Annotated in this window: 22 protein-coding genes and 1 tRNA gene; 16 read left to right on the forward strand and 7 right to left on the reverse strand. The window is 74.1% G+C overall.

Annotated elements, in window-relative coordinates; all coding sequences use genetic code 11:
- Window positions 1-72 precede the first annotated feature (72 nt).
- Window positions 73-1620: an ATP-dependent DNA ligase gene (locus HK417_RS22805; RefSeq protein WP_222272411.1), complete on the reverse strand. Its 1548-nt coding sequence runs from the start codon at window positions 1618-1620 to the stop codon at window positions 73-75.
- A gap of 127 nt (window positions 1621-1747) precedes the next feature.
- Between HK417_RS22805 and HK417_RS22810 the strand changes: the two genes are divergently transcribed.
- Together HK417_RS22810 and HK417_RS22815 are read left to right on the forward strand one after the other, a co-directional pair.
- Window positions 1748-2572 (forward strand): class I SAM-dependent methyltransferase, encoded by an 825-nt coding sequence (locus HK417_RS22810; protein ID WP_222272413.1) that lies wholly within the window; start codon window positions 1748-1750, stop codon window positions 2570-2572.
- A 53-nt stretch (window positions 2573-2625) separates the two neighbouring features.
- On the forward strand, window positions 2626-4293 hold the full coding sequence (locus HK417_RS22815) for a helix-turn-helix transcriptional regulator (protein WP_222272415.1): 1668 nt from the start codon (window positions 2626-2628) through the stop codon (window positions 4291-4293).
- A 4-nt stretch (window positions 4294-4297) separates the two neighbouring features.
- On the opposite strand, the gene HK417_RS22820 is transcribed toward HK417_RS22815, so the two are convergent.
- Complete coding sequence (locus HK417_RS22820; protein WP_222272417.1) at window positions 4298-5515, reverse strand: lycopene cyclase family protein; 1218 nt, start codon at window positions 5513-5515, stop codon at window positions 4298-4300.
- Window positions 5516-5527: 12 nt separating this feature from the next.
- Window positions 5528-5803 (reverse strand): hypothetical protein, encoded by a 276-nt coding sequence (locus HK417_RS22825; protein ID WP_222272419.1) that lies wholly within the window; start codon window positions 5801-5803, stop codon window positions 5528-5530.
- A 39-nt stretch (window positions 5804-5842) separates the two neighbouring features.
- Here HK417_RS22825 and HK417_RS22830 point away from each other — a divergent pair, with 39 nt between their 5' ends.
- The 3 genes from HK417_RS22830 to HK417_RS22840 are packed head-to-tail and all read left to right on the forward strand — an operon-like array spanning window position 5843 to window position 7545.
- Window positions 5843-6055, forward strand: coding sequence for a hypothetical protein (locus HK417_RS22830; protein ID WP_222272421.1), 213 nt, complete (start codon window positions 5843-5845; stop codon window positions 6053-6055).
- Window positions 6056-6113: 58 nt separating this feature from the next.
- Window positions 6114-6659: a DoxX family protein gene (locus HK417_RS22835; RefSeq protein WP_222272423.1), complete on the forward strand. Its 546-nt coding sequence runs from the start codon at window positions 6114-6116 to the stop codon at window positions 6657-6659.
- Between the two features lie 46 nt (window positions 6660-6705).
- Window positions 6706-7545 carry a pseudouridine synthase gene (locus HK417_RS22840; RefSeq protein ID WP_222272425.1) on the forward strand — a complete coding sequence of 280 codons (840 nt, stop codon included), beginning with the start codon at window positions 6706-6708 and terminating at the stop codon, window positions 7543-7545.
- 10 nt (window positions 7546-7555) lie between these two features.
- On the opposite strand, the gene HK417_RS22845 is transcribed toward HK417_RS22840, so the two are convergent.
- The gene (locus HK417_RS22845; protein WP_222272427.1) at window positions 7556-8761 is read right to left on the reverse strand and encodes an ROK family protein; all 1206 of its coding nucleotides are present in this window, start codon (window positions 8759-8761) and stop codon (window positions 7556-7558) included.
- Between the two features lie 92 nt (window positions 8762-8853).
- Between HK417_RS22845 and xylA the strand changes: the two genes are divergently transcribed.
- The 11 genes from xylA to HK417_RS22900 all read left to right on the forward strand — a co-directional run bounded on the left by xylA (window position 8854) and on the right by HK417_RS22900 (window position 20555).
- Window positions 8854-10041: a xylose isomerase gene (gene xylA / locus HK417_RS22850; RefSeq protein WP_222272429.1), complete on the forward strand. Its 1188-nt coding sequence runs from the start codon at window positions 8854-8856 to the stop codon at window positions 10039-10041.
- A gap of 28 nt (window positions 10042-10069) precedes the next feature.
- Entirely contained in the window at window positions 10070-11518 is a 1449-nt protein-coding gene (locus tag HK417_RS22855; RefSeq protein WP_222272431.1) for a xylulokinase, read from the forward strand.
- On the forward strand, window positions 11515-12432 hold the full coding sequence (locus HK417_RS22860; RefSeq protein ID WP_222272433.1) for an aldose 1-epimerase family protein: 918 nt from the start codon (window positions 11515-11517) through the stop codon (window positions 12430-12432). Before HK417_RS22855 ends, HK417_RS22860 begins: the two co-directional genes overlap by 4 nt.
- Before the next feature lie 86 nt (window positions 12433-12518).
- Complete coding sequence (gene aroH / locus HK417_RS22865) at window positions 12519-12881, forward strand: chorismate mutase (protein ID WP_222272435.1); 363 nt, start codon at window positions 12519-12521, stop codon at window positions 12879-12881.
- Between the two features lie 20 nt (window positions 12882-12901).
- Window positions 12902-13588, forward strand: coding sequence for a (d)CMP kinase (gene cmk / locus HK417_RS22870; protein ID WP_222272446.1), 687 nt, complete (start codon window positions 12902-12904; stop codon window positions 13586-13588).
- Window positions 13585-14937: a ribosome biogenesis GTPase Der gene (gene der / locus HK417_RS22875; RefSeq protein ID WP_222272448.1), complete on the forward strand. Its 1353-nt coding sequence runs from the start codon at window positions 13585-13587 to the stop codon at window positions 14935-14937. The genes cmk and der overlap by 4 nt, the downstream gene beginning before the upstream one ends.
- Before the next feature lie 63 nt (window positions 14938-15000).
- Window positions 15001-16599 (forward strand): CYTH and CHAD domain-containing protein, encoded by a 1599-nt coding sequence (locus tag HK417_RS22880; RefSeq protein WP_222272450.1) that lies wholly within the window; start codon window positions 15001-15003, stop codon window positions 16597-16599.
- Between the two features lie 187 nt (window positions 16600-16786).
- The gene (locus HK417_RS22885; RefSeq protein ID WP_222272452.1) at window positions 16787-17602 is read left to right on the forward strand and encodes a hydroxypyruvate isomerase family protein; all 816 of its coding nucleotides are present in this window, start codon (window positions 16787-16789) and stop codon (window positions 17600-17602) included.
- A 37-nt stretch (window positions 17603-17639) separates the two neighbouring features.
- Window positions 17640-18524, forward strand: coding sequence for a 2-hydroxy-3-oxopropionate reductase (locus tag HK417_RS22890; RefSeq protein WP_222272454.1), 885 nt, complete (start codon window positions 17640-17642; stop codon window positions 18522-18524).
- A gap of 55 nt (window positions 18525-18579) precedes the next feature.
- Window positions 18580-20379 (forward strand): glyoxylate carboligase, encoded by a 1800-nt coding sequence (gcl, locus tag HK417_RS22895; RefSeq protein WP_222272456.1) that lies wholly within the window; start codon window positions 18580-18582, stop codon window positions 20377-20379.
- A gap of 102 nt (window positions 20380-20481) precedes the next feature.
- A tRNA-Pro gene (locus HK417_RS22900) sits at window positions 20482-20555 on the forward strand.
- Between the two features lie 102 nt (window positions 20556-20657).
- Here the strand turns inward: HK417_RS22900 and HK417_RS22905 are convergent.
- The 3 genes from HK417_RS22905 to HK417_RS22915 all read right to left on the reverse strand — a co-directional run bounded on the left by HK417_RS22905 (window position 20658) and on the right by HK417_RS22915 (window position 25555).
- Window positions 20658-21791 (reverse strand): tyrosine-type recombinase/integrase, encoded by a 1134-nt coding sequence (locus HK417_RS22905; RefSeq protein WP_222272458.1) that lies wholly within the window; start codon window positions 21789-21791, stop codon window positions 20658-20660.
- A 152-nt stretch (window positions 21792-21943) separates the two neighbouring features.
- Complete coding sequence (locus tag HK417_RS22910) at window positions 21944-22252, reverse strand: helix-turn-helix domain-containing protein (RefSeq protein ID WP_222272460.1); 309 nt, start codon at window positions 22250-22252, stop codon at window positions 21944-21946.
- Between the two features lie 1515 nt (window positions 22253-23767).
- Entirely contained in the window at window positions 23768-25555 is a 1788-nt protein-coding gene (locus tag HK417_RS22915) for a hypothetical protein (protein ID WP_222272462.1), read from the reverse strand.
- Window positions 25556-25985: the final 430 nt, after the last annotated feature.

The raw sequence follows: 25985 nt of genomic DNA on the forward strand, positions 1-25985 counted from the left end.
GAGCCTGAACACCCTCCGTCCCGAACTACAGGCCTGTGACTCAGCCGGGCCGTTCGGACTTACTCGTCTAGGTCAGTCGCCGGCCAGCAGCGCGCGGACGGCGTCGAGCGTGTCCGCCTCGGCCGGGGTCTTGTCCGGCCGGTACCGCAGCACGCGGGCGAACCGCAGGGCGACCCCGCCGGGGTAGCGGGGGCTGCGCTGCGCGCCGTCCACGGCGATCTCGACGACCAGCTCCGGCCGCAGCAGCACCCCCCAGCCGGGCTGCTCGCGGGCCAGCGCCGGGAACGTCGCGGTCTGCCAGTCCAGCAACTCGTCGGTCATGCCCTTGAAGGTCTTGCCGACCATGACCGGCTCGCCGCCGTCGGCGTCCCGCGCTCCGAGGTGGATGTTCGACAGCTTCCCGGTGCGCCGGCCGTACCCCCACTCCGCGCCGAGGACGACGAGGTCCAGGGTGTGCACCGGCTTCACCTTCTGCCACGCCCGGCCCCGCCGGCCGGCGGCGTAGGGCGCGTCGAGCGCCTTGACCACCACCCCCTCGTGCCCGGCGGACAGGGCGTCGTCGAGCACCCCGGCCGCCTCCTCCGGCAGCGGACGGCGGACGCCGGGCATCCGGAGCGCGGCGTGCTCGTCGGCGGACAGCAACCCCGCGAGGGCGTCGAGGCGGGCCGACAGCGGCTCGTCGAGCAGGTCCCGCCCGTCCAGGTGCAGCAGGTCGAAGAAGAACGGGCTGAGCAGTCCTCCGCGGTCGGACGACAGGGCGTCGGCGGTGTCGCTGCCGAAGCGGCTCATGGTGTCCTGGAACGCCCGCGGCCGGCCGTCGTCGTCGAGCGCGAGGGTCTCCCCGTCGAGCACCGCGGCGGTGCACGGCAGGGCCCGCACCCGGTCGACGAGCTCGGGGACGGCGTCGGTCACCTCGCGGAGGGTGCGGGTCCACACCCGGACGTCGTCCCCCTGGCGGTGGACCTGGATGCGTGCGCCGTCGAGCTTGAACTCCACGGTGACCTCGCTGCCCAGGTCGGCCAGCGCCGCGTCCAGGGAGGAGCCGGGGCTGGCGAGCATCGGGCGCACCGGGCGACCGACCCGCAGGCGCACCGCGTCCAGGGCTTCGGTCCCGCCGGCCAGGGCTGTGGCGGCGGTCGCGGGCAGGCTGCCGGCCAGCATGAACGCGCGGCGGACGGTCGCGGCGGGCACGTCGGCGGCGGCGGCCACGGCGTCGAGCACGACGCCCTCCAGGGCGCCCTGGCGGAGTTCGCCGGTGAGCAGCCGCACCAGGAACTGCTGCTCCTCGGCGGTGGCCGCGGCCAGCAGGGCACCGAGCGCGTCGTCCCGCCGGGTGCCCGACCCCGGCCCGGCGGTGGCCGCCAGCCCGGTCAGGGTCCGGTCGACCTCGGCGACGGTCAGCGACGCCGTCCCGGCCGGTGGCCCGCTCAGCCGGGACAGGGTGCGCCAGCCCACCCCGAGCCGGCCCTGGCGCGGTTCCCCGGCCAGCCACGCGGTGACCGGCTCCACCTCGTCGGGCTCGGTCCGGCGCAGCAGGGCGGCGATCGCCGTGGCCTTCGCCGTCCGGGACCGGGTGGCCGCCACGGCGGCCGAGGTGACGACGACGTCGGCGAGCAGCACCGCGCCATCGTGACAGGGCCGATGGGCAGCCGGATGGGCAGGAGATGGGCAGATCGACCGATGTGCCCGCACCCGGTGCCTCGCGACCCTGGGGACCGTCACCACCGACGACCTGGAGGTACGGACGATGACGGCTGTGGCCGAGGACAGGGAGCTCAAGGCCCGGCACCGCAAGATGTGGGCCTCGGGGGACTACCCCCAGATGGTCACCACCTGGCTGGAGCCGATCGGGCAACGGCTCGTGGAGGCGGCCGGCATCCAGCCCGGGCAGCGGGTGCTGGACATCGCGGCGGGCACCGGCAACGCCTCGCTGCCGGCGGCGGCCCGCGGCGCGCAGGTGACGGCGAGCGACCTGACCCCCGAGCTGCTGGACGAGGGCCGGCGTCGCGCAGAGGCCCAGGGCCTGCAGCTGGAGTGGCGGGAGGCCGACGCGGAGCACCTGCCGTTCGACGACGCCTCCTTCGACGTCGTGATGTCCGCGATCGGCGTGATGTTCGCGCCGCACCACCAGCAGGCCGCCGACGAGATGGTCCGGGTGTGCCGGCCCGGCGGCACGATCGCGCTGCTCAGCTGGACGCCGGACGGCATGCTCGGCGCCCTCTTCCGCACGATGAAGCCGTTCGCCGCCCCGCCTCCGCCCGGCGCCCAGCCACCTCCGCTGTGGGGCAGCGAGGAGCACCTGCAGGCGCTCGTCGGCGGCCGCGTGGACTTCACCACCCTCCGCCGGGACACCCTGGAGATCACCGCCTTCGAGGACCGCTACGACTACGCCCGGCACATGACCTCCTTCTACGGGCCGACGATCGCCGCCCGGGCCAACGCCGCCCGCGACGGCCGGGAGCAGGAGTTCGACGAGGCGCTCGCCCGGTTCTGCGACGAGTGGGACCGGGGCACCCCAGACAAGGCCCGGTTCGAGAAGGAGTACCTGGTGGCGGTCGGCACCCGGCGGTGAGCGCACACGCGGGGGGTGCCCGCCGCGCCTCCCGCGTGGGACCCTTCTGGGCCATGGGCAGGCCGGGGCTGGCCGAGTTGCTCGACGACGGCAGGCGCGCGCTCGAGCGGGCGGACTGGGAGTCCGCCCGCTCGGCGTTCGCCGCCGCGTCCGACTCCGCGGACGGCGGTGAGCACGGGGCCGAGGCCGGCGACGGACTGGCCCAGGCGCTGTGGTTCCAGGGGTCGGTGGTCGAGGCCATCGCCGTGCGCGAGCACACCTTCGACCGGTACGTGCGCGCCGGGCGGTGCGACGACGCGGCCCGGGTCGCCGTGTGGGTGGCCCACCAGCACGCGCTCGGCGGGCGGGCGTCGGCGGCCCGGGGGTGGCTGGCCCGGGCGGAGCGGGCGCTGGCCGGCCTGCCGACCTGCGCCGGCCACGGCTGGGTGGCCGTGGAGCGCGCCCGCCAGGCGACCCGGGTCGAGGAGCAGCTGAGCCAGGCCGCCCGCGCCGTCGAGGTCGGGCGGGCCGTGGGGTCCGGTGACCTGGAGGTGCTCGCGGTCAGCCTGCTGGGGCGCGCGGAGGTGCGCGCGGGTCACCGGGACGCCGGCCTGCGCCTGCTGGAGGAGGCGATGGCGGCCGCGACGGCCGGCCGGGTGCGCAGCGTGCACACCCTGGGGGAGGCGTACTGCAACCTCGTCCTCGCCTGTTCCGGCGCGGGGGAGTGGGAGCGGGCCACCGAGTGGTGCGAGCTGGTCGAGGGGTTCGCCGAGGCGCACCGGGTGGCGCCCCTGTTCGGCGCCTGCCGCACCGTGCACGCCGACCTGCTGATCGTCAACGGCCGCTGGGCGGAGGCCGAGGACGCGCTGCGGGACGCGCTGGCCACCCACTCCCGGCACATCCCGGAGCTGAGCGCCCCCACGGTGGCCTCCCTCGCCGAGCTGCGCGTGCAGCAGGGGCGGCTGAGTGAGGCGGAAGAGCTGCTGGCCGGCCGGGAGGAGCACCCCGCCGCGCTGCGGGCGCTGGCCCTGCTGCGGATCGCCGCCGGCCGTCCGCACCAGGCCGTCACGCTGCTCGAACGCGGGCTGGGCAGCACCGGGGACGACATCGTCGCCGCGACCCGGCTGCTGGCCCCGCTGGTCGACGCCCACCTCGCGCTCGGGGACCTGGCCGGCGCCCGGTCGGCCGCCGCCGGGCTCACCCGCCGGGCGGAGGAGTCCGGCATCCGGCTGCTCGCGGCCCGGGCGGACCTCGCCGCGGCCCAGGTGGTCCTCGGCGCCGGCGGCGCGGCCGAGGCGGTGGAGCCGGCCCGCCGGGCCCTGGCCGCGTTCCGCGGCCTGCTCATGCCGCTGGACGCCGGGATGTCCCGGCTGGCCCTCGCGCGGGCGGTCGCCGGGACCGACCCGGACTCCGCCCGCGAGGAGGCGCGTGCCGCGCTGGGCGCCTTCCGCCGGCTGGGTGCCGTCCGGGCCGCGGACACGGCCACCGGCCTGCTGCGGCAGCTCGGCGAGGCACCCGGGGGCCGGGCCCGCGCGGCGGGCTCGCTCACCGCCCGGGAGCAGGAGGTCCTCGAGCTGATCGCCGAGGGCATGTCCAACGCGGGGATCGCGCACGCCCTGGTCATCAGCGAGCGGACCGCCGGGCACCACGTCAGCCACATCCTGGCCAAGCTCGGCGCGCGCAACCGCGCGGAGGCCGCCGCCTACGCGGTCCGCACCGGGAGCCGCGGGCGCGCCTCCTGACCGGTCAGGGACGCCTCGGCCGCCCGGTCAGGGCGCGGAGCCGGCCGGCCGTCTGGGCGCCGCCGAGGCGGGCCACGGTGCGGAGCAGGGAGCGGCGCTGCGCGGCGGGCAGCGCCGCGAACGTCCCCGCCATGGCGGCGGCGACCTCCCCGGGAGCGGCCTCGGTGCTCAGGTACGCGGCCCAGGAGCGCTCGGGGAGGGTGAAGAAGGCGGCGAAGAACGCGTCGGTGGCGGCCGCGTCCAGCGGGAGGAGGACCTCCAGGCCGACGCCGAGCAGCCCCGCGGTGGCCCGGCGGCGGGCGGTGAGCACCGCGCGGCGGGCGGCGCCGGCGTCCCCGCCCGCGGCCAGGACGGCGGCGACCCGCGGCCCCAGCTGCAGCGAGGCGCCGACGCTGTACCCGGTGGCCGGGTGCACCATCCCGGCCGCGGCGCCCAGCGGCGTCCCGGGCCCGGACCGGCGGGGGCGGGCGTCGAGGGGGATGGCCACCCGCTCGGGCGGACCGACCGGGCGCAGCCCGGCGGACTCGAGCAGGGCGGCGAGCCGGGCCCGCAGGTCCGGGAGTGGCACCGGCGGGCGGGCGGCGAGCGAGGTGGCCTCCAGCAGGGTGGTGCCGTCGTCGAGCGGGAGGCCGTAGAGGAACGCCGGTGACCCCCCGGTGCCGGCCAGCGCCGTCCAGTCCATGAGCAGCGCCGAGCCGGGCGGCACCAGCGCGTCGACCGGCCCGGCCACCACCTCGCCCCACGCCCGCTGCTGGGCCGTGCCGGGGCCGGCGCCGCGCGCGTCGAGCACCGCGCCGGCCCGCAGCTCGGTGCCGTCGGCGAGCACCGCCACCTCGCCACCGCCCTCGGCGCGCAGCGCCTCCACGCGGCCGTCGACCAGGTGCGCTCCGTGCGCGCGGGCCCGGTCCAGGAGGGCGGCGTGCAGCACGTCGTTGCGGAGCCTGGCGTACCGCCGTCCCAGCCGCCGTTCCCCGCCGGCGGCCGTGCGCACGACGACCGTGGGATGGACCGCGGCGACCGCGCCGGCGTCGAGGCCGAGCGCACCGGCCGCCGCCGTCAGCTCCTCCGCCCACAGGCAGTACGTGTGCGGCCAGGGCCGCAGGGCGGGCGCGACGAGGGCGGTGCGGAGGCCGGCCGCGGCGCAGGCCGCTGCCGCGGACAGCCCCGCCGGACCGGCGCCCGCGACGACGACCTCGAGGGCGGGAGGCCGGCCGGGCTGCACCGCGGCAGCCGATCACACCGGGGACCGCCGGGCACCCCGGGGGTCCCGGGCGTGGACGTCGGCCGCCGCGGTGCCGACCGGGAAGGCCGCGGAGGACGACAGCAGGACGGTCAGCAGGGCGGCGTAGACCCGCGCGGAGTTCAGGACGGGGCGGAAGTGCGAGGAGGCGTTGCCCTCCAGGTAGACCGTCGCGATAGCGACCTGGTCCACCTGCAGGCCACGGCGGACCGCCCCCAGCAGCGTGCCGACTCGTACTCGAACCGCTCGCCGGGGACGGACAGCAGCCACGGGAGCAGGGACGCCGCGTGCCCGCGCAGCCCGGTCGGGGTGTCCCGGACGTCCCGACCGGTGGCGAGCCGGAGGAGCACCCGGGTCAGCCCGTTCCTCAGCCGGCTGCGCAGCGGGACGGCGCTGGTGAACCCCTGGACGCCGAGCACCAGCTTCCCGCCGTCCCGGACGGCACCATCTCGGTCAGCCGCGGCCCGGCGACACCGCGGGCGGCTGACCGCCGTCCCGTTCACCCGGCACCGGGACGGGTAGCAGCAGCGGGTCGGTGCGGGCAGCAATCCCCGCGCCGGCCACTGCCGAGGAGGTCGCCATGGAGGCACGATCGCGCCGCCCGGACCTGGGACTGCTGGCGCTCCGGCTCGGCGTCGGGTCGACGCTGGCCGCGCACGGTGCGCAGAAGCTGTTCGGCTGGTTCGGTGGCGGGGGCATCGAGGGGACGGCCGCGGGCATGGAGGCCATGGGCTTCCGCCCGTCCCGGCCCAGCGCGGTGCTGGCCGGGCTGGGGGAGACCGGCGGCGGGGTCCTGCTGGCCCTCGGCCTGGCCACGCCGGTCGGCGGGGCGGCGGCCGCCTCCACGATGGTCGCCGCCGGCGCGGTGCACCGGCCCGCCGGCTTCTTCGCCACCGCGGGCGGCTACGAGTACACCGGCGTCCTCGGGCTGGCCGGCACGGCACTGGCCATCGCCGGGCCGGGCCGCTACTCGGTCGACCACCTGCTGGCCGACCGGTTCAACCGGCCGTGGATGGCCACCGCAGCGCTGGCCCTGCTGGGCGGCGCGGCGGTCGCGGTCGTGGCCCGGCGCGAGCAGGCGATGGCCGCGGCCGCCAGGGAGGGCGACGAGGCCACCGGCGCCTGAGGCAACGACCGGGAGCCCGGCAGGAGCGGGTGGGACACTGGCAGGGATGAACACGTTCCCAGACGACGAGTCCCTGACCCAGGGTGGCGAGGGCTGGTCCGAGGACATGGAGCTCGCCCCGGTGCATCCCCGTGACCGCGAGGAGCCCGAGTCCGACGACCGCCCGGGGGAGCGGCTGCAGAAGGTGCTCGCGCGCGCGGGCATCGGATCCCGCCGGGTCTCCGAGGAGATGATCGAGGCCGGCCGGATCAGCGTGAACGGCGCGGTGGTCCGCACGCAGGGCATGCGGGTCGACCCGCAGACCGCGGTGATCGCGGTCGACGGGCGGCGTATCGACGTCCGCAACGACAAGGTCACCTACGCGCTGAACAAGCCCTTCGGCGTCATCACCGCGATGAGCGACGACCGCGGCCGGGCCACCGTCGGCGACATGATGGGCGACCTGGCCCCCGGCCTGGTGCACGTCGGCCGGCTCGACCAGGACACCGAGGGGCTGCTGCTGCTCACCACCGACGGCGAGCTGGCCCACCGGCTGGCCCACCCCTCCTTCGAGGTGCGCAAGACCTACCTGGCCCAGGTCAGCGGGTCGGTGTCCCGCGACGTCACCCGCCGGCTGCGGTCGGGCGTCGAGCTGGAGGACGGCCCGGCCAGGGTCGACTCGTTCCAGGTGGTCGACACACACGCCGGCCAGTCGGTGGTGGAGGTCGTGCTGCACGAGGGCCGCAAGCACATCGTGCGCCGGCTGCTCGCCGAGGTCGGGCTGCCGGTCTCCCGGCTCACCCGCACCGCCGTCGGCCCGATCGAGCTGGCCCGGATGCGCACCGGCACCATCCGCCGGCTCACCCGCCAGGAGGTCGGTGCCCTGCACGAGCTCGTCGGCCTCTGAGAGGGCGCCGTCAGCCGAGCCAGCGGGCCGGATCCGCGAGCACCTGGTCCAGTGCCCGCAGCGCGGCTCCGCTGGCACCGGCGGCCGACGGTCCCTGCGCGCTGAGGATCCGTGGCCGTCGCCACCGGGCGGACAGCACGCGGCGGGCGAGGTGCTCCTCGAGCGGGGGGCGAAGCAAGTCGGCGAGCTCGGCGAGGTGCCCGCCGAGGACGACGGTGGGGATTCCCACGACGTTGACCACCCCGGCCAGGGCCACGCCGAGGGCCCAGGCGCCCGTCTCGACAGCACCCGCGGCGGCTGGATCCCCGGCACGGGCCAGCTCGGCCAGCTCGCCGGAGGTCGCCTCCAGCGGCAGACCGGCGGCGCGGAGGAATGCGTGCCGCCCGGCGTAGAGCTCCAGGCACCCGGTCGACCCGCAGCTGCAGGCCGGCCCGCCGGGGTCGACGCAGACGTGCCCCACCTCGCCGGCCCAGCCCGAGCTGCCGGTGACGACCTGGCCGTCCAGCACGACGGCGCCACCGATCCCGATCTGCCCGGACAGGTACAGGAAGTCGCGGTGCGGTCCGGCCCGCCCGGGTGCCTCGTCGGCGACGGTGCGCGCGGCCAGGTCCGCCTCGTTGCCGAGGACGACCTCGAGACCGCCGGGTACGCACGCGTGGAGGAGTTCCGCCGTGCCCAGGTCGGACCAGCCGAGGTTCGGTGCGCGGAGCAGCACTCCCGCGGCCTCGTCCACCACGCCGGGCACGGCCAGTCCTGCGCCCACCACCCGGAGCCCGGCCGGCAGGTCGGCCAGCAGCTCCGCCGTCAGCGCGCCGAGCCGGGCGAACGTGCCGGTGGGGTCGCTGCCCCGCAGGTCGCGCTGCTCGACGCGCTCGCCGACCACCCGACCGCGCAGGTCGAGGACCCGGGCCGCCAGCAGCCCGGCGTCGATGTGCAGCCCGAGGGCTCCGAACCGCGCGCCCGGCAGCAGCGGCGTGGCCGGCCGGCCACGGCGGGGCAGCGGATCGCGCTCGGCCTCGTCCAGGAGCGCTCCGGCCACCAGTTCGTCGACCAGGCGGGCAGCCGTCGCCCGGGTCATGCCGGTGGCCACCGCGACGTCCGACCGCGACAGGGGCCGGGCCGAGGCGCAGACCGTGCGCAGCACGAGAGCGAGGTTGGTCGTGCGCAGCGTCGACTGCCGAGCCCCGCTGGGGGCGTCGGTCGATGGCTGGATCACCTCTTGAGGTTAACGACGTCCTGCCTTATGTTTTGAGGGAAAACAAAAGGCGACCCGAACGGGTCGTACGTCTCCCTCGAGAGGAACCACCGATGAGCGATCTGCAGCCCACCCGCGAGGACCGGTTCTCCTTCGGGCTGTGGACCGTCGGCTGGCCGGCCCGTGACCCCTTCGGCGACGCGACCCGCACGGCGCCGTCCGCCGTCGAGACGGTGCACAGGCTCGCGGAGCTCGGTGCCTACGGCGTCACCTTCCACGACGACGACCTGATCCCCTTCGGCAGCGACGCCACCGCCCGCGAGCGCCACATCAAGGACTTCCGCGCCGCGCTGGAGGAGACCGGTCTGGTCGTCCCGATGGTCACCACCAACCTGTTCACCCATCCGGTGTTCAAGGAGGGCGGCCTGACCGCGAACGACCGTGAGGTCCGCCGCTTCGCCCTGCGCAAGGTCATGCGCAACATGGACCTGGCCGCCGAGCTGGGCGCGCAGGTCTACGTGCTGTGGGGCGGGCGGGAGGGCACCGAGGTCGACGTCGCCAAGGACCTCGATGCCGCGCTGGACCGGTACGCCGAGGCGATCGACACCCTCGCCCAGTACTCGATCGACCGGGGCTACGGCCTGCGCTTCGCGCTGGAGCCCAAGCCCAACGAGCCCCGCGGCGACATCTTCCTGCCGACCATCGGCCACGCCATCGCCTTCATCAGCAAGCTCGAGCACGCCGACCTGGTGGGGGTGAACCCCGAGGTGGGCCACGAGCAGATGGCCAACCTCAACTACACCCACGGGATCGCGCAGGCCCTGTGGAACGGCAAGCTGTTCCACATCGACCTCAACGGCCAGCACGGCCCGAAGTACGACCAGGACCTGGTGTTCGGCCACGGCGACCTGATCCAGGCGTTCAGCACCGTGGACCTGCTGGAGAACGGCGGGCTGCACGGCGGCCCGACCTACGACGGTCCACGCCACTTCGACTACAAGCCGCTGCGCACCGAGGACATGGACGGCGTCTGGGCCTCGGCCGCGGCCAACATGCGCACCTACCTGCTGCTGAAGGAGCGGGCAGCCGCGTTCCGCGCCGACCCCGAGGTGCAGGAGGCCATGGCGGCTGCCAAGGTCGGCGAGCTGCGCACCCCCACCGTGGGGGAGGGCGGCTACGAGGAGCTGCTGGCCGACCGGTCGGCGTTCGAGGACTTCGACCCCGCCGCGGTCGCGCAGCGCGGCGCCGGGGTGACCCGCCTCGACCAGCTCGCGCTCGAGCACCTGCTCGGCGCCCGCTGAGCCGGCCCGGGAGAGGGGAGACCGCTCGATGACGCTGGTGGCCGGGGTCGACTCGTCGACCCAGTCGTGCAAGGTCGTGGTGCGGGACGCGGAGAGCGGCCGCCTGGTCCGTGAGGGGCGGGCGCCGCACCCCGACGGGACGGAGGTCGACCCGGCCGCCTGGCGGACGGCGCTGCAGGCCGCCGTCGCCGGGGCCGGTGGCCTGGACGACGTCGCCGCGGTCGCCGTCGGCGGTCAGCAGCACGGCATGGTGTGCCTGGACGAGGACGGCGAGGTGGTGCGCCCCGCGCTGCTGTGGAACGACACCCGTTCCGCCGGCGCGGCCGCGGAGCTGGTCGCCGAGCTCGGCGGCCCGGAGGCCGGCGGCCGGGCGTGGGCGGATGCCGTCGGCCTGGTGCCGGTCGCCTCGTTCACGGTCAGCAAGCTGCGCTGGCTCGCCGAGCACGAGCCCGAGCACGCGAGCCGGACCGCGGCGGTGTGCCTGCCGCACGACTGGTTGACCTGGCAGCTGGCCGGGCATCGCCGGGGTGGAGGGGTGGGTGACCGACACGGCCTGGACGCGCTGGTCACCGACCGGTCCGACGCCAGCGGCACCGGCTACTGGTCGACGATCACCGGCGAGTACCGGCCGGACCTGCTGGAGCGGGCCTTCGGCCGCACCCCGTTGGTGCCGCGGGTGCTGGGTCCGGCCGAGCGGGCCGGCGTGGTCGCCGGTCCCGGGGGTGGCGCGGTGCTCGGGCCCGGCGCGGGGGACAACGCCGCGGCGGCCCTGGGGCTGAGCGCCGAGCCGGGCGACGTCGTCGTCTCCATCGGCACCTCCGGCGTCGTCTCCACGGTGGCGACCACCCCGATGGCCGACCCGACGGGCACCGTCGCCGGCTTCGCCGACGCCACCGGCCACTTCCTCCCGCTGGTCACCACCCTCAACGCGGCCCGGGTGCTGGACGCCACCGCGCGGCTGCTCGGCGTCGACCACGCCGAGCTCTCCCGGCTGGCGCTGTCGGCGCCGCCCGGGGCCGGCGGGCTGGTGCTGGTGCCCTACCTGGAGGGGGAGCGGACCCCGAACCGGCCGCACGCCACCGGGGCGCTGCACGGGTTGACCCTGGCCACCTCCGACCCGGCGCACCTGGCCCGGGCCGCCGTCGAGGGCCTGCTGTGCGGGCTGGCGGACGGGCTGACGGCCGTCGTCGCCGGCGGCACCCCGGTGACCCGGGTCTTCATGGTCGGCGGCGGGGCCCGGTCGGAGGCGGTCCGCCGGATCGCCCCCGCCGTCCTCGGCGTGCCGGTGCTCGTGCCGCCGCCGGGCGAGTACGTGGCCGACGGCGCCGCCCGCCAGGCCGCCTGGGTGCTCGCCGGCGGCGACACCCCGCCGGTCTGGCCGACCGCCAGCACCGAGACGTACGAGGCCGATCCGGTGCCGTTCGTGCGCGAGCGGTACGCCGACGTGCGCGACCTGACCGCCGAGCGTCCGCGGTGAGCGTCCGGCCGACCGGGGAGCAGTTCACGCTGAGCGGCGCCGGCGCGGAGGTGACCGTCGTCGAGGTCGGCGGCGGCCTGCGCAGCTACCGCGCCGGCGGGCGGGAGCTGCTGGACGGCTACGGCGAGCGGGACCTGCCCGACGCCGGCCGCGGCCAGCTGCTCGCCCCGTGGCCCAACCGCATCCGCGACGGCCGGTACACCTGGGACGGCGAGGAGCACCAGCTGCCGCTCAGCGAGCCCGACGTGGCCAACGCGATCCACGGGCTGGTGCGCTTCGTGCCCTGGTCGGTGATCGCGCGCTCCAGCGACACCGTCGCGCTCGGGTATCTGCTGTACCCGCAGCCGGGCTACCCGTTCGTGCTGCGGCTGCAGGTCGCCTACGAGCTCTCGGCCGCGGGGCTGCGCGTGAGCACCACGGCCACCAACGAGGGCGACGTCCCGCTGCCGTACGGGGAGGGGCACCACCCCTACCTCGCGGCGGGAGCCGGCCTGCTCGTCGACGGCTGTTCCCTCGTGGCGCCCGGCGGCACCCGGTTGGAGACCGACGAGCGGAGCATCCCCACCGGGTCGGTGCCGGTCGAGGGAACGCCCTACGACCTGCGGGCCGGCCGGGTGGTCGGCGACCTGGCCATCGACCACGCCTTCACCGACCTCGAGCGGGACGGCGACGGGCGGGCCTGGGTGCGGCTGACCGCTCCGGACGGCCGGGGCGCCGCGGTGTGGCAGGACGAGGGCTACCCGCACCTGCAGCTGTTCACCGGTGACGTCCTCCCCGGGCCCCGGCGGCGGCGGGGGCTGGCCGTGGAACCGATGACCTGCCCCCCGAACGCGCTGCAGACCGGGGAGGACGTCCGGCGCCTCGAGCCGGGGGAGTCGACGACGGCGAGCTGGGGGATCACCCCCCTCGGCTGAGCGCCGCGGGCGAGGTGGCGGAGGCTCCCTAGACTCGACCGAGGTGCACGGCATCCCGTGCGCCGCCCCGAGCGAGGAGTGTAACCGTGGCCGTCCGTGCCATCCGGGGGGCGACCCAGGTCGCCGCCGACGACCGCGACGAGGTCCTGGCGGCCACCCGCGAGCTCGTCTCCGCCGTGCTGGAACGGAACGAGCTGGCCTCACCGGACCTGATCAGCATCCTGTTCACCGCCACGCCGGACCTGGTGTCGGAGTTCCCCGCGCTGGCCGCCCGGGAGCTGGGGCTGGGCGACGTCCCGCTGATGTGCGCGACGGAGATCGCTGTCCCGCACGCGCTGCCCCGGGTGCTGCGGCTGATGGCGCACGTGGAGACGCCGAAGGGCCGGGCGGAGATCCAGCACGTGTACCTGCGCGGCGCGGTGGCCCTGCGGCGGGACATCGCCCAGTGAGTGCGCAGGAGGACCGCGAGATGGACGGGTTCCGCGGGCAGGTGACGCTGGACGGGCCGTCGGGAACGGGGAAGTCCAGCGTGGCCCGGGACGTCGCCACCCGGCTGGGCGCGGCCTATCTGGACACCGGCGCGATGTACCGGGCCGCCACCGTCGCCGTGCTGGACGCCGGCGTCGACCTCGACGACCCCGAGGGCATCGCCCGCGCGGTCGCGGCGGCCGACATCGAGATCGGGACGTCGGCGGAGACGGAGGTGGTCCGGGTCGACGGCGAGGACGTCGCCGCCCGGATCCGCGGCACCGAGGTGACCCGCGCCGTCTCGCCGGTCTCCGCCGTCCCGGCCGTCCGCCGGCTCCTGGTGGAGCGGCAGCGCGCGCTGGTGGCCGCGGCCGACGCGGTCGTCGTCGAGGGGCGGGACATCGGCACCGTCGTCCTGCCGGACGCGACCCTGAAGATCTACCTGACCGCGGCACCGGAGGTGCGCGCCGAGCGGCGGGCCGGCCAGCTGGGTGTCACCGACCCCGCCCGGATCGCCAGGATCGCGGCCGACCTCCGTCGCCGCGACGAGCACGACAGCAGCCGGGCCGACAGCCCGCTGCGCCCGGCTGCCGACGCGATCGTCGTCGACAGCACCGGGCTGGACCGCGCGGCCGTGGTCGAGCGGGTGCTCGACCTGGCCGGCACAGCAGTGAGGGACCCCGCATGAGCACCACCGACACCGACCCGACCGGCCCGCTGCCGGTCGTCGCGATCGTCGGCCGGCCGAACGTCGGCAAGTCGACGCTGGTCAACCGCTTCCTCGGCCGCCGCGCGGCGGTCGTGCAGGACGTCCCCGGCGTGACCCGGGACCGGATCGCCTACCAGGCGCTGTGGAACGGGCGGTCGTTCACCGTCGTCGACACCGGCGGCTGGGAGCCCAAGGCCACCGGCATGGCCGCCTCAATCGCCCGCCAGGCCGAGTACGCGATGCAGACCGCCGACGTCATCGTGCTGGTGGTCGACGCCTCGGTCGGCGCCACGGAGACCGACCTGGCCGCCGCCCGCGTGCTGCGGCGCAGCGACCGGCCGGTGATCCTGGTCGCGAACAAGGTCGACGACGAGCGCGGCGAGGCCGGCGCCGCCGAGCTGTGGTCGCTGGGCCTCGGCGAGCCGTACGCGGTCAGCGCGCTGCACGGGCGGGCCAGCGGGGACCTGCTCGACATCGTGCTGGACGCGCTGCCCGAGGCGCCGCGCGAGCAGGAGGAGGTGGGTGGCCCGCGCCGGGTCGCGCTGGTCGGCCGGCCCAACGTAGGCAAGTCCAGCCTCATCAACCGGCTCGCGAAGGAGGAGCGCTCGGTCGTCGACTCCGTCGCCGGCACCACGGTCGACCCGGTCGACTCGATCGTGACCCTGGGCGGGGAGGAGTGGCGCTTCGTCGACACGGCCGGGCTGCGCCGGCGGGTGAACACCGCCAGTGGCACGGAGTACTACGCGAGCCTGCGGACCGAGGCGGCCATCGAGGCCGCCGAGGTCGCCGTCGTCCTGCTCGCCGCCGACGAGGTGATCAGCGAGCAGGACCAGCGGGTCATCACCCAGGTGATCGAGGCCGGCCGCGCGCTGGTGCTGGCGATCAACAAGTGGGACACCCTCGACGAGGACCGGCGCACGCAGCTGGAGAAGGAGATCGAGCGGGACCTGGCCCGGGTCCAGTGGGCCAGCCGGGTCAACATCTCGGCGCTGAGCGGCCGCGGGGTGAACAAGCTGGCCGACCACCTGCGGGCCGCGCTCGCCTCGTGGGAGACCCGGGTGCCGACCGCCGAGCTGAACAACTTCATCCGCGAGCTGGTCATGGCCACGCCCCCGCCCGCCCGCGGCGGACGCGCGCCGAAGATCAAGTACGTGACGCAGGCCGACATCCGGCCGCCGCGCTTCGTGGTGTTCTCCACCGGGTTCCTGGAGGCCGGGTACCGCCGGTTCCTGGAGCGGAAGCTGCGCGAACGCTTCGGCTTCCACGGCACGCCGATCGACATCTCGGTCAAGGTGCGCGACTCGAAGGCCCGCGACCGCAAGGGGTGATCCGCCACCGGGCCGCCCGGTCGGACCTCGCGGTTGTTCACCTTCCTGGGGTACACCTCCCGGATGGCCGCTGTTCACCGGGAAGTCGCGAAGAAGTACGAAGCCGATGAGGCGTTCGAGCTGCCGGCCCTCACCGATCTGGTGCTGGGGGCGGACGACGCCCGGGCCACGAGCGACGGTCTCCTCCCGCTCGCCGAGGGCACGGCGGCGCGGCAGCGGCTGACGGCGACCTACTTCGACACCGAGGACCTCCGGCTGGCGTCGGCCGGGCTGACCCTGCGCCGGCGCACCGGCGGGGACGACGCCGGCTGGCACCTGGAGGTCCCGGCCGGGGCCGATGCCCGGTCGGAGGTGCGCCTCCCGGCCGGTCGCGGCGCCCGCACCGTGCCGGACACCCTGCGCAAGCTGGTCCGGGTGCACAGCGGGGGCGCCGAGCTGCGGCCGGTCGCCGAGATCGTCACCGAGCGCACGGTCCGGCGGCTGGTCGACCCGACCGGGCAGGTCCTGGCGGAGGTTGCCGACGACCGGGTGACGGCGCGGCGGCTGCTGCCGCTGGACGGCAGCGGGGACGCGGCCGGAGCAGCGACGTCCTGGCGGGAGATCGAGGTGGGGCTCGTCGGCGGCGACCCCCACCTCCTCGAGGGCGTCGACGCCCGGCTGCGAGCGGACGGCCTGACGGCGGCAGACGCCACCTCGAAGCTCGCGCACCTCCTGGGGACGGGCGCGGTTGGCACGGACAAGCGGCGGCCACGGCCGAAGAAGGCCACGAAGCTCACCGCCAAGACGCCGGCCGGCGAGGTGGTGCTCGCGCACCTGCGCCAGCAGGTCGCCCAGGTTCGGTCCCAGGACCTGCCGGTGCGGCTGGACGCGCCCGACGCCGTCCACAAGATGCGCGTGGCCACCCGGCGGCTGCGCAGCGCCCTGACCACCTTCAAGCCGCTGTTCACCGCCGAGGTGGTCCGTCCGCTGCGCGGTGAGCTGAAGTGGCTGGCCGGTGAGCTCGGCGCCGCCCGGGACGCCGAGGTGATGCGCGACCGGGTGAGCCAGGCGGTCGGGACGGACGACGGCAACGCCGAGCACGGCCCCGCCGCCACGATCGCCGACCAGGAGCTGGGCCAGGCCTACCGGAAGGCGCACGACCGGGTGCTGGCCGAGCTGGACGGCGAGCGCTACCACCAGCTGGTCGCGGCTCTGGACGGGCTGGTCGCCACTCCGCCGCTCACCGAGCGCGCGGCCGCCCCGGCGGGCAAGGTCCTTCCGCGGCTCGTCGCTCGGAGCTTCGCCGGGGTGCGCGCCCTGGTCGAGGACGCCGACGCCCGTCCCGCCGGCCCCGAGCGGGAGGAGCTGCTGCACGACGCCCGCAAGGCAGCGAAGGCCTCGCGCTACGCCGCGGAGTCGGTCGACCCGGTCTTCGGCCAGGACGCGACCACGTTCGCGCAGGCGATGGAGGCGGTGCAGGAGGCGCTCGGGGAGCACCAGGACTCCGTCCTGACCCGGGAACGGCTCCGCGACCTGGCCCGGCACACCTCGTCCACGGAGGCCGCCTTCCTCTACGGCCGGCTGCACGCCCTCGAGGAGGCCCGGGCCGAGCAGACCCAGCAGCACTTCGACGACGCCTGGACGGCCGCCCGGCGTACGTCCGTGCACCGGTGGCTGCGCTGAGGGAACCGCCCTCCGTCGTCCGGTCCCCGGACAGGGACAGGCATCTCGGCCGACGCCGATCGGACTCCGGATGCGCTGGGCCCGGGGTCGGCGGCTTCTTCGGGGTAGTTGACGCGCGTCACGTCCGGCCGCTACTTTTTCACCCATCAGAAAACACCTTCCGCCATACGGAAACTGATGGAGTGAGATGTCTCGGCGCTACGCGGTCAACCTGTCGATCCTGTTCACCGAGCTGCCGCTCCTGGCGCGCCCCGCGGCGGCCAGGGACGCCGGCTTCACGGCCGTGGAGTTCTGGTGGCCGTTCGCCGCGGCCGTGCCCGCGGACCGCGAGGTCGACGAGTTCGTCGGCGCCGTGGAGGACGCCGGGGTCTCGCTGATCGGGCTCAACTTCTTCGCCGGCGACATGCCCGGCGGCGACCGGGGACTCGTGTCCTGGCCGGCCCGCTCGGCGGAGTTCCGGGACAACATCGACGTCACCGTCGGCATCGGCGAGCGGCTGGGCTGCGGTGCCTTCAACGCGCTGTACGGCAACCGGGTCGACGACGTCCCGGCCGAGGCGCAGGACGAGCTCGCCGTCGAGAACCTGGCCCTGGCCGGCCGGGCTGCGGCGCGGATCGGCGGCACCGTGCTGGTCGAGGCGGTCAGCGGGGCGCCCCGCTACCCGCTGCTGACCGCCGCCGACGTCGTGGGCGTCATCGACCGCGTGCAGCGGGAGACCGGGGTGGAGAACCTGGGCTTCCTCTGCGACCTGTACCACCTCGCGGTCAACGGCGACGACCTGGACGCGGTGATCGCGACCCAGGCCGGCCGGATCGCCCACGTGCAGGTGGCCGACGCGCCGGGCCGGAACGAGCCCGGCACCGGTGAGCTCGACCTGGACCGGCACCTCGACGCGCTGGACGCCGCCGGCTACGACGGCTGGGTCGCGCTCGAGTACAAGCCCCGCGGCGACACGCTCGAGGGCCTGACGTGGCTGCCCCGCGAGAGCCGCTCGGCCCGCTGAGTCCCGTTCCCGCCCCCCACGAACACAAGGAGCTGTCATGACCACCGTTGCCGTCATCGGACTGGGGATCATGGGCGCGCCGATGGCCGCCAACCTGATCAAGGCCGGTTTCGACGTCGTCGCCTACAACCGCAGCCCGGAGAAGGTCGAGCGGCTCGTCGAGCAGGGTGCCCGGGGGGCCGGCGACGTCGCCGAGGCCGTCCGGGAGGCCGACGTCGTCCTCACGATGCTCCCGGACTCCCCGGACGTGGAGCGGGTCGTGCTCGGCGAGGGCGGCGTGCTCGACTCCGCCCGGCCGGGGACGCTGCTCGTCGACGCGAGCACCATCCGCCCCGACGTCTCCGTCCGGCTGGCGGAGGAGGCCCGGGCCCGCGGCTTCCGGGCGGTCGACGCCCCGGTCTCCGGAGGCGAGGCGGGAGCGGTCGAGGGGACCCTGTCGATCATGGTCGGCGGGAAGCCGGAGGACGTCGAGGCGGCGCGACCGGTGCTCGAGGCCGTCGGCTCCACCGTCGTGCACGTCGGCCCGGCCGGCTCCGGGCAGACCGTGAAGGCCGCGAACCAGCTGATCGTGGCCGGCACCATCGAGCTCGTCGCGGAGGCCCTGGTCTTCCTGGAGGCCCACGGCGTCGACACCCGGGCCGCGGTCGAGGTGCTCGCCGGGGGGCTGGCCGGCAACCGGATCCTGGACCGCAAGGCCGCGAACATGATCGCCCGCGAGTTCACGCCGGGCTTCCGGGTCGACCTGCACCACAAGGACCTCGGCATCGTGACCAGCGCCGCGCGGGAGGCCGGGGTGGCGATCCCGCTCGGCGCGCTGGTGGCGCAGCTCATGGGCGCGCTGCGCGCCGACGGTCACGGGTCCCTGGACCACTCCGCCCTGCTGCTCCTGGTCGAGCAGCTCTCGGGTCGCCGCACCAGCTGACGCACCTCCCACTCCAGAGCACCGCCCACCGGACCATCTCACCGAGGAGAGACCGATGCCGCGCATCCGGGCCATCGAAGCCGCCGTCCAGATCCTGGAGCGGGAGGGAGTCACCCACGCGTTCGGGCTCCCCGGTGCCGCCATCAACCCGTTCTACGGCGCACTGCGCAAACGGGACACCATCAAGCACGTGCTCGCCCGGCACGTCGAGGGTGCGTCGCACATGGCCGAGGGCTACACGCGGACGAAGGCCGGCAACATCGGGGTCTGCGTGGGCACGTCGGGGCCGGCCGGTACCGACATGATCACCGGGCTCTACTCGGCCATGGCCGACTCGATCCCGATCCTGTGCATCACCGGGCAGGCGCCGGTCGCCCGGCTGCACAAGGAGGACTTCCAGGCCGTCGACATCGCGGCCATCGCCGGGCCGGTGACCAAGATGGCGATGACCGTGCTCGAGCCGGCCCAGGTTCCCGGCGCCTTCCAGCAGGCCTTCCACCTGATGCGCTCCGGGCGGCCCGGTCCGGTCCTCATCGACCTGCCGTTCGACGTCCAGATGACCGAGATCGAGTTCGACATCGAGACCTACGAGCCGCTGCCGGCGTACAAGCCGCGGGCCACGCGGGCGCAGGTCGAGAAGGCCCTGGACATGCTCGCCGCCGCGGAGCGGCCGCTGCTGGTCGCCGGCGGCGGCATCATCAACGCCGACGCCGCGGACCTGCTCGTCGAGTTCGCCGAGCTGGTCGACGTCCCGGTGATCCCGACGCTGATGGGCTGGGGCGCGATCCCCGACGACCACCCGCTGATGGCCGGCATGGTCGGGCTGCAGACCGCGCACCGGTACGGCAACGCCACCCTGCTCGAGTCCGACTTCGTCCTGGGCATCGGCAACCGGTGGGCCAACCGCCACACCGGCGGGCTGGACGTCTATCGCAAGGGCCGCACGTTCGTCCACGTGGACATCGAGCCCACCCAGATCGGCCGGGTGTTCCCGCCGGAGTTCGGCATCGTGTCGGACGCCGAGGCCGCGCTGGAGCTGTTCGTCGAGGTGGCCCGCGAGCGCCGGGACGCCGGGCAGCTGCCCGGCCGCCGCGACTGGGTCCGGGACTGCCAGCAGCGCAAGCACGACATGCTGCGGCGCACCCACTTCGAGGACGTGCCGATCAAGCCGCAGCGCGTCTACGAGGAGATGAACCGGTCCTTCGGCCGGGACACCCGGTACGTCAGCACCATCGGCCTCTCCCAGATCGCCGGCGGCCAGCTGCTGCACGTCTACCGCCCGCGGCACTGGATCAACTGCGGTCAGGCCGGCCCGCTCGGCTGGACGCTGCCCGCGGCGCTCGGCGTCTGCGTCGCCGACCCGGAGGCGACCGTCGTGGCGCTGTCCGGCGACTACGACTTCCAGTTCATGATCGAGGAGCTGGCCGTGGGCGCGCAGTTCCAGCTGCCCTACGTCCACGTGCTGGTCAACAACTCCTACCTGGGGCTGATCCGGCAGGCGCAGCGGGCGTTCGACATGGACTACTGCGTGCAGCTGGGCTTCGACAACATCAACGCGCCGGAGCTGGGCGGGTACGGCGTCGACCACGTGAAGGTGGCCGAGGGGATGGGCTGCAAGGCGATCCGGGTGCGCGACCCCGAGGAGATCCAGCCCGCCTTCGAGGAGGCGAAGAAGCTCATGGCGCAGCACCGGGTGCCCGTGGTCGTGGAGATCATCCTCGAGCGGGTCACCAACATCTCCATGGGAACGGAGATCGACGGCGTCGTCGAATTCGAGGAGCTCGCGAGCCGGGGCGAGCTCGCGCCGACCGCGGTCAGCGCGCTGGACCTCGAGCACATGCAGTACCTGGACTGAGGTCCCGGCCCCGGCCGGCCCGCGAGGACCGGTCGGGGGAGGGCGCGCCGCGTGCGGTAACCTCTTCGAGCAGCTGGTGAGCGCCTCCGGGCGCTCGGAGCTCGGGCTGTAGCGCAGCTTGGTAGCGCACTTGACTGGGGGTCAAGGGGTCGCAGGTTCAAATCCTGTCAGCCCGACAGTAAAAGCGCAGGTCAGAGGCGGGTCATCCGAATCGGGTGGCCCGCCTCTCGCGTCACTACAGCAACGGGTACAGCAACGCGGCCGGAGTACAGCAACGGTCACCAGCGGAGGGCCTCGTCCAGCCGGTCTGCGGCCTCGCGCTGCTGGGCGGGACCGACGTGGCTGTAGATGTCGGCGGTGATGGCGTAGGACGAATGGCCGAGGTGTTCCTGCACGACCTTGGTGTGCGTGCCGGCCGCCAGCAGGAAGCTGGCCGCTGAGTGCCGCAGCGTGTGCAGGTGGACGCCGCTGAGCCCGGCGCGCCGGGCTAGCAGTTCGAACCTCCGTAGGACGTTGCGGGGTTCGAGCGGGGTGCCGATCTCCGTGGTGAAGACCAGGCCGTGATCTTCATAGGCGTCGGCGGTCGCGCGCCGTTCCTCTGCCTGTCGGGTGCGGTGTGCTGCGAGCGCCGCGATGGCGGAGCGGGGGAGGGGCACGGTTCGTCGGGACTTGTCGGTCTTGGGCTCGTCGAGCCGCAGTCCTCGGGAGGTCCGGGAGAGTGTCCAGCGGACCCGCAGCAGACCGGCGTCGAGGTCGACGTCGGACCAGTGCAGGGCTAAGGCCTCGCCGCGGCGCAGCCCGGTGGCCAGCATCACCCGGAACAAGGCATCCAGCCTGTCGCCACGGATCGCATCCAGGAGTGCCTGCGCCTGCTCGGCGGTCAGGTGCGGTGCGTCCTTGCGCTCGACGCCAGGTCGCTTCACCGTCGCGGCGGGATTGCTGCGGATGAGTCCGTCGCGCGAGGCGATGCCCAGCGCGGCCCGCAGGACGGTGTAGATCGTCCGGATCGTCGAGGGGGCCAGGCCGGCGTCCCGCTTGGTGACGATGAGCGCTTCCACGTCGGAGGGACGCAACCGGCCGAGGGGGATGGTCCCGACCGTGGGAGCGAGGTGGGTGCGGGCGATGGTGGCGTAGAGGTCCTTGGTGGCCTGCTTGCGGTCGCTCGCGGCGAGCGACTTGGTGATCCACTCGTCGAGCCACGCGGCGACCGTCATCGAGGCGTCCTTGACCGGTGCTCCTGACTCGGCCCGCTCACGAGCGTCGCGGAGCTTCGTCCGGACCTCCGCCTGCGTCTTGCCGTAGACGGTGCGCCGCTTGAGGCTGCCGTAGTCATCCCGGTAGCTGAGCTCGGCCGACCATGTGCCGTCCTTGCGTCGGAAGATCGAACCCTCACCGTTCGCGCGTCTCGCCACGTCGTCCTCCGGTCAGTTCGGGATGTACGGACAGCCATTCGCGACGGGCGGGCCGACCTCCGACGGGCACCGACGGCACCACGGTCAGGCCTGCTGCGGCTCCGAATCCGGAGATCTGTGGACGGCCGCGGAGTCGTCCACAGTCATGGGGGTCACGCCTGCAGGCGCCTCATCCCGGCGTCGGTGCCCAGTCGGCCGCCGATCTGTGAAGGAGTTGGCTTGTGTCGGTCGGGCCCGGACGACGGCGCCGGTCCGACGGTCATCAGCCGGTCGACATAGCGCTCGAGTTCGGCCCGGGATAGCCGGCAACTCCGCCCGATGTGGACGGGGCGCAGGTCACCGTCCCGAATCAGGGCGTACAGCGTGGTGCGTCCGACGCATAGCACCTGCGCGGCCTCTTCGGGGGTGAGCAGCAGGGGGTCGCAGGTCGTCATCTGCCGCAGGGGCGGTGGAGAACTCATTGCGCGCTCCTCGTCCGGCGTCTCACCAGGCACGCCGACGGTCGGCGTGGTTCGCCGTGCACCAGAGAAGGCGCCGCGCCGACCCGATTACTGACAGGGGAGGACCGACTTCCTCTGCTGCGGCGGCGCTGCACTGTCACCGGTCGGTCCGGTGCCGCTCGTTCGCTGTCCCCGTCCCCGGGGTGACATTGACTGGCGGCCGTCAGTCCCGCGGAGGGGAGACGTCACCCCTGCCCTCGACCGAGGGGGACGCTGCCGGGGACGGCCGAGCCGCCGTTGTCACCCCAGCGGAGGGGCCGGGGGTCGGCGGCCCGGGATCAGCGGTACGGGCGTCGACGGTAGGACTGCAGGACGGCGTCGAGTGCTCCGGCGAGATCGGGAGGTCGCGGTCGTAGACACGGCCGTCGTCGAGTTGGCGAGCGAGGTCGTGCAGCAGCCGGACCCAGTCTCGGCGGGTCGGCGCGGTGGGCACGGAGACCTCGACGCGTCGCTCGACGACCCGGACCGCTGACAGGCCGGAGGCGGCTGCTCGGGACTGCTCCCAGGCTCGCTGCCGGCAGGACGGCGAGCACCACTTCGGGAGGCGCCCCGTCGCCTTGAGCGTGATCGGCCCGCCGCACCACCCGCATGTCGACGCGGCCAGCCGCCGGGGCCTCGTGGCGGACTGGGCCGACGGCGCCGGACCTATGTCGGGGTCACCGGATGCGGGAGCGTTCGGCCGTGCTGGCAGTTGGGGTCGCGGCCCGGCGCCTCGTTCCGCCGTGATGTGTCCCGGCGTCTGCCCTATGCCAGCGATGGTCCGGATGACTGTCTCCGCCGACGTCACCCCGATGCGTCACGACGGAACCACGGGCCCTTGATGCACCAGGTGTGTGGGAATCGATCTTGATTGTTTGGGCGAGCTCAGACCGGAATCGCCGCCGGGCGGGGCCGCCGGGGCCCGGGTGCGAGTAGGCGTACCCCGGATCCCCCCGACCGAGTCTGTGGTGACCGAACTCGAGCCGAGCCGCTCATTCACCTGGGTGGCCACCGGCCCGGGCGTCCGCACGACTGCTCGGCACCTGCTGGAGGATCTCGGCGCCAGCGGCAGGTGCGTGACGCCGGCGGTGGAGCAGGCCGGGCCCGTGGGCCGGGTGATGGGACGGTTCTACAGTCGGCTCACCCATCGCTACGGACTTCCCGGGGCACGTCATGTAGAGCTGCCGGGCTGTTCTCGACGGCCTCTCGCGATGCGCCCGGCGCGGATGCCGTCATACTCGCCTACGAGGCCTTGAGCGCGGCCCAGTCGGTCGCCTTCCTACCCTCGATCGAGGCGTCGGCGGAATCGACGTTCTCGAGGGCGGGGACGATCTCCTCCGCCCGGTCGAGCACGTCGCGAGCGGGCGTCTCTGTCGAGCGTTGGCGGTGGACGGCACAGATGCAGGAAGCGCGCGGGGCGAAAGCGCTGTCCGTCTGCTTGTGATTTAGATGTACTGCCCAGACAGGTTGGTCAAGCGGCTGTCGGTGGGCGGCATCCTATTGAGCTTCGCTTCCGAGCGACCCCGGTGCGGCAATAACAGGGGTCGCTTGCCGCAGAGCGGTCGAGGACGCGCAGATGAAATCCGTCCTGCGCTGTTCGACCCACGCCCGGGCGTCGTCCACGGACCTGACCGTGCCGCCCTTCCCCTGTCGCCACGAGCCCCGGTAAACGATGTTGAAGCAGTCTGTCGCCACAGCTACAGCCGCTTCCGCGGCTGTGCTGACGGAGCCAGGCCCGAATGTCGAACGCACTTCGCCGGCATACAGCCGAACCCGCTTCAATGCAGCCGATGCTGGGTGCACGGACTCGTCGCTGGTCGACAGGGCTGCTTCGAACGCCGCCAGACCTTGCGCGAGGCGCTGTGCGGACTGGAGGGGCGGGCTGGCCTGGAGAGGTGGCTTGTCGACATATCGCCATAGTGCTGCTACGAGCCACGGCACACCGACGATCGTCACCAGCGCGGAGACCCGGTACCCCACATGGAGCAGCACGGCCGGCCAGCCCTCGACCGCCAGCGGTCGTTCCCAGCCGAGGACCTCCGTGGCCTTCAGGCCCGGGAGTGCGCTCACAAGGCTCCATAACTGCAATTCAAGCAGTGACCAGGGGTCCGCACGGTCCGACGAGGGCGGATCGGTCGTTGCCAGCCCCGAGTTGACCAGGAGCCCGGTGGCCGCCGCCCCCAGCACAGTCGCGACCGCCAGCCACGCCACGACGCTGGCCAACGTCGCGCCGATGGACTCGCGAGCGGTGTAGTGGCTGTTGACCACGCTCGTCACGATCAGCAGGAAGACGATGCAGCACAGGACCATCGCTGCCACCACGACTGCCCATTGGACGACAGTCCCCGCCACCACCAGCCATCCCGACAAAGTGCTGGCATCCGGTAGCACCGTCCGTCCGAGGACCGGTAGCTCCGCGACTGGGGGGAGGCGGTCGTCGATCTGGTGGGCGAGCCAGTCCGCTCGCTCGCCGAGCCAGCGAACGGGTAGCGACCACATGACGGCGACAGCGGCGACCGTGGAGACGGCCGTCCCCACCCACAGGGGGCCCAAGAACTCGGCTCCGTCGTCGCTGACGTAGGTCGGTGGTGTGGCTTCCCGCGGCGGGGCGGGCCCGGCGGCCAACCACTGGTAGGCCGACGTCGCCAGCCGAATGAGCGGCAGGAGCAGGACCGCCTTCAAAATGATGACGATCACGCCGACGGTCTCGCCGTCGAAATGGACGCCGACGTCCCACCTCGCGGTGTCACCGATCCCGAGGAACTCGAGCGACCGGCACATCTCGTAGACGTAGTACCGCTCGCTGACCGCAAGGCTCGCCGGGGCGCCGGATGCACCGATGAGTCCCCTGTGCCAGAAGGCCGTGGTCCAGGCCGCGGCGGACTCGATGGCGGCAGGCGCCGCGATGACGGAGAAGACAAGGCCGATGGCGTATCCGCGCGCGACGTTCCGGCGACGGGCCCGCCTCGCGCCGTGCCACATGAGGCCTGCGCTGCTGGCGGCCGCGACGAACCCGACGAGGAGTCCCAGGACCACAACGGGGGTGCTGTCGCTGAGCACGGTGTGGGAGTGCAGGACCCGAAGCAGCCCGACCAGCGGGAGCATCACGATGCCGGAGAGAAGGAGGAGGAGGGGCCATCGCGCCATTAGCTCAGCCTCGAGGCCGCTCAACGTGTCCTCGGACCGGTTGAGGAGGACCGCGAAGAACCGTCGGCTCGTCCGTCGTCGATCGGCCAGGACCTGCTTGGCAGCCTCGACGTATCGCTTCCTCGATGAGTCACCCATAGGCGGTCCCGCGGCTACTCGGACTCGATCCCTCGGCCCCTCCGGCTCGGACCATGGGGCGCGGACATACACGTGTCCCGGGCATGCCCACATACCCTGGCCCGTGCGTCTTGCTCATTAAACCCGGTTGTGTGTCACCGCGCCGTCAACGCACCGTGCCTGTTAAGTCGGGGCAGTCCCGCACGGCGAAACACTCTGCGCGGCAAATGTGCGCCGAGCAATGCCACAGGTGGGTGACCTCATGAGGTCCCTGCCGAATGTGCCGGACGCGGCGGGAGCAGAACAGCGCAAGCCTGCTGCATGAGCCGGGGTGCAGGTCGGGGCGGCGTTCCTGCGTGTGCGAGCCGCTTGACGTGGAGCTAGTGCTGCTCTCCGTTGAAACGTCGGGGGTCATGCGGTCTGCGGTTCGTGAATTGCGAGCCGTTCGAGG

Origin of the sequence: Modestobacter marinus, from assembly GCF_019799945.1 — a bacterium.
Taxonomy (GTDB): Bacteria; Actinomycetota; Actinomycetes; order Mycobacteriales; family Geodermatophilaceae; genus Modestobacter; species Modestobacter marinus_B.